The sequence below is a fragment of the Catenulispora rubra genome (assembly GCF_015356825.1).
GTDB classification, from domain to species: domain Bacteria; phylum Actinomycetota; class Actinomycetes; order Streptomycetales; family Catenulisporaceae; genus Catenulispora; species Catenulispora rubra.
On record NZ_JAACYW010000513.1, the window covers coordinates 1 to 3,553 of the forward strand.

Here is a 3,553-nt window from a genome sequence, read left to right on the forward strand (position 1 = left end):
CTTCGATGTCGGGGGTGCCGGATTCGCGGAGGTGGTCTGCGACGGCTGTGCGGACGTCGGTGGCGATGACTTCGGTGGCCGGGCAGCCCACGAACGTCGGGGTGATGCGGACCTCGACCGCGCGCACGCCAGCGCCCGCACTCGCCACCGCACGATCAGCCGCCGACACGCCGCTCAGCTCAACGCTGCCCGGCACGCCATCAAGCACGCCGCCAGTCCCAACCGCGCTCGCGACCGCTCGATCAGCCGCAGACGCGCTGCCATGCTCAACCGCGCGCACGCCAGCCACAGCACGATCGGCCATCGATTCGCCGCTCAGCTCAACACTGCCCGGCGTGCGGTCAGCCAGGCCGCCGAGCTCGGCCGCCCGCGCGCCACCGCCGACGCGCCCGATCGTCACGGCGACCGGGCCCCCGGCGTGCCGCGCCGCGCCGCTCGGCGGGGCGATGCCGTGGTCGGCGAGCTTGCGGCGGCCGGCGGGGCTGATCCAGTCGGTGCTCCAGGGGGGTGACATTGCTGTGCGGGTGCGCACTTCGATGTCGGGGGTGCCGGATTCGCGGAGGTGGTCTGCGACGGCTGTGCGGACGTCGGTGGCGATGACTTCGGTGGCCGGGCAGCCCACGAACGTCGGGGTGATGCGGACCTCGACCGCGCCGTCGTCAGCGAGCGAGACGCCGCGGATGATGCCGAGATCGCCGAGGGTCACTACCGGGAGTTCCGGGTCCGGGACCGCTGACGCGGCGGCCTCCAACGCCTCCAGGTCGAGCGCCACGCGCTCCTCGACAATCGCCATCTTCGTCACCTCCGTCGTCTTCTCGCGTCTACCTGCTTCTGGCGTCTACCAGCTCGCCCCGGGGTACTGCCGGTGCAGCGCCTGCATCTCCCCCAGCAGCAGCCCGAACCCCTCGCTGTGCCGCCCCGCGCGACCGCCGCGCGGCTGCCAGCCGTCGGCGGGCATCGTCAGCGTCGCTGCTTCGACCACGCCGGCGACCGACGCTTCCCACGCGGGCCGCAGTGTGCGGGGGTCCACCGCGACGCCGGACTCCACCAGCGCGGAGGCGATCGGGTCCGCGGAGAACAGTTCCGCCGTGTACGGCCACAGCTGGTCCAGCCCGGCCTGCATGCGGCGGTGGCTCTCCTCGGTCCCGTCGCCGAGGCGCAGGGTCCACTGCACGGCGTGGTCGCGGTGGTACGCGACCTCCTTCACCGCCTTCGCCGCCAGCGCCGAGAGGTCCGGGTCCGTCGACTCGCACAGGGCCGCGTACAGCTCGCTCTGGTACGTCGCGAAGTACAGGTGCCGCGCGATCGTCGCCGCGAAGTCGCCGTTGGGCTGCTCCACCAGCAGCACGTTGCGGAAATCCCGCTCCGTGCGCAGGAACGCCAAGTCGTCCTCAGAACGCCCTGCGCCCTCCAGAGAGCCCGCATACGTAAGCAGCGTCCGGGCCTGTCCCAAGAGGTCCAGCGCGAGGTTCGCCAGTGCGACGTCCTCCTCCAGCTCCGGAGAATGCGCGCACCACTCCGACAGCCGGTGCGACAGGATCAGCGCGTCGTCGCCCAGCTCAAGCGCGTACTGCGCAACCAGCGCAGAGGATGCAGAGGACGCAGAGGGCTCTGTAGAGGTAGTCACAGGTTCTTCACGCCTTCCGGAACCCGGTAGAACGTCGGATGCCGATAGACCTTGTCCGCAGCCGGGTCGAAGAACGGCTCCTTCTCGTCCGGCGAGGACGCGGAGACCGAAGCCGCCGGGACGACCCAAATGGAGACCCCCTCGCCGCGCCGCGTATAGAGATCCCGCGCATTACGCAGCGCCATCTCCGCGTCCGAGGCGTGCACGCTCCCGACGTGCTGATGCGACAGCCCCCGCCGCCCGCGGATGAAGACCTCCCACAGAGGCAGACCGCTACTCACGCCGCCACATCCCTCTCACTGTCACTGTGCTTGGCCGCATAAGCCATAGCCGCCTGCCGAACCCACTCGCCGTCCTCATGCGCCTGCACCCGCGCCGCGACGCGCTGCCGGTTGCACGGCCCGTTGCCGGCCAGGATCTCCTGGAACTCCGTCCAGTCGATCACGCCGAAGTCGTAGTGCCCACGCTCCTCGTTCCACCGCAGGTCCGGGTCCGGGATGGTCAGCCCCAGCGCCTCGGCCTGCGGGACGCTGATGTCGACGAAGCGCTGCCGCAAATCGTCGTTGGAGTGCCGCTTGATGCGCCAGGCCATGGACTGCGCGGAGTGCGAGGACTCGGCGTCCGGCGGCCCGAACATCATCAGCGACGGCCACCACCAGCGGTCCAGCGCGTCCTGCGCCATGGCGTGCTGCTCGGGCGTGCCGTGGGCCAGGTCGTTCAGCAGCTCGAAGCCCTGCCGTTGGTGGAAGGACTCCTCCTTACAGATGCGCACCATGGCCCGCGCGTAGGGGCCGTAGGAGCAGCGCTGGAGCGGGATCTGGTTGATGATCGCCGCGCCGTCCACCAGCCAGCCCACGGCACCGATGTCGGCCCAGGTCAGTGTCGGGTAGTTGAAGATCGAGGAGTACTTCTGACGCCCGTTGTGCAGCGCGTCGAGCAGGTCGGCACGGTCCACGCCGAGCGTCTCGGCGGCCGCGTAGAGGTAGAGACCGTGCCCGGCCTCGTCCTGCACCTTCGCCAGCAGGATCGCCTTGCGCCGCAGCGAGGGCGCCCGCGTGATCCAGTTGCCCTCCGGCTGCATCCCGATGATCTCGGAGTGCGCGTGCTGCGCGATCTGGCGCACGAGCGTCTTGCGGTACGCCTCCGGCATCCAGTCCCGCGGCTCGATCCGCTCGTCGGCGGCGATCAGCCCGTCGAAGCGCTCCTGCAGCGCCGTCGTGTCCAGCGGCTCCGTCACGGCATCCACCTCTCAACCGACCGAACGTTCGGTTCCATCGTCCCGCCAGGACGGCGGCGGTGTCAACAAGGGAGGCGCCGAAATCGCAGGAACGCAGCGCGTCCCGCTGTGATGATGGGGCCATGTCCCGAACGCCGCTGCAGATCTTCCAGAGCTACATCCACGCCGGCACCATGACCCGGAACGCCGACGCCCTCGCTGAGAACTTCACCGAGGACGGTGTCTACGAGGCGCCGCTCATGCCCGCCGGCGCCGCGTTCCCAAGGAGACTGGCTGGTCGCGAAGAGATTCGCGACGGGATGGCGGCGTACTACGAGCGACTGCCGAAGGACGACCGCTCGCCGAATTTCGAGAAGTCCGGATTCGTCCTGCACACCACCGCGGATCCTGACGTGTTCATCGCCGAGATCGACACGGTCTTCGACGGCGACAAAGAAACAAATGAGGAGGACACGGCCGTCTCCCTCGTGCAGATCTTCCGTATCCGCGACGACAAGATCGCGCAGTTGCGCGACTACTTCGCACCCGACCTGGTGAACTGACGAAAGACAAAAGAAAATCGGCGCCGACAAAGCCGGCGCCGACCAGAAAAAACCACAAACCAAAAACTCAATCCACCCGAGTGAGCACCCGAGCCCCATCCTCGGTAATCGCAATCGTGTGCTCCGAATGCGACCCGCGCGACCCGT

5 protein-coding genes are annotated in these 3,553 nt (G+C 68.9%); 1 reads left to right on the forward strand and 4 read right to left on the reverse strand.

What is annotated here, in order from left to right:
• The 4 genes from paaD to paaA form a co-directional block, all read right to left on the reverse strand.
• Nucleotides 1–793: 1,2-phenylacetyl-CoA epoxidase subunit PaaD (gene paaD, locus GWK61_RS53255; RefSeq protein WP_194922000.1), on the reverse strand; the 793-nt coding region annotated here is incomplete at its 3' end.
• A 45-nt stretch (nucleotides 794–838) separates the two neighbouring features.
• Complete coding sequence (paaC, locus tag GWK61_RS53260; protein ID WP_194922002.1) at nucleotides 839–1,627, reverse strand: 1,2-phenylacetyl-CoA epoxidase subunit PaaC; 789 nt, start codon at nucleotides 1,625–1,627, stop codon at nucleotides 839–841.
• Entirely contained in the window at nucleotides 1,624–1,908 is a 285-nt protein-coding gene (gene paaB, locus GWK61_RS53265) for a 1,2-phenylacetyl-CoA epoxidase subunit PaaB (protein WP_194922004.1), read from the reverse strand. Before paaB ends, paaC begins: the two co-directional genes overlap by 4 nt.
• Nucleotides 1,905–2,864: a 1,2-phenylacetyl-CoA epoxidase subunit PaaA gene (gene paaA / locus GWK61_RS53270; RefSeq protein ID WP_323748184.1), complete on the reverse strand. Its 960-nt coding sequence runs from the start codon at nucleotides 2,862–2,864 to the stop codon at nucleotides 1,905–1,907. Before paaA ends, paaB begins: the two co-directional genes overlap by 4 nt.
• A gap of 122 nt (nucleotides 2,865–2,986) precedes the next feature.
• On the opposite strand from paaA, the gene GWK61_RS53275 reads away from it, so the two are divergent.
• Entirely contained in the window at nucleotides 2,987–3,406 is a 420-nt protein-coding gene (locus tag GWK61_RS53275) for a nuclear transport factor 2 family protein (protein WP_194922008.1), read from the forward strand.
• Nucleotides 3,407–3,553: the final 147 nt, after the last annotated feature.

What these genes read in the sequence shown, in the direction of transcription:
- GWK61_RS53275 (WP_194922008.1), top strand. Translation starts at nt 2,987, where the DNA reads ATGTCCCGAACGCCGCTGCAGATCTTCCAGAGCTACATCCACGCCGGC.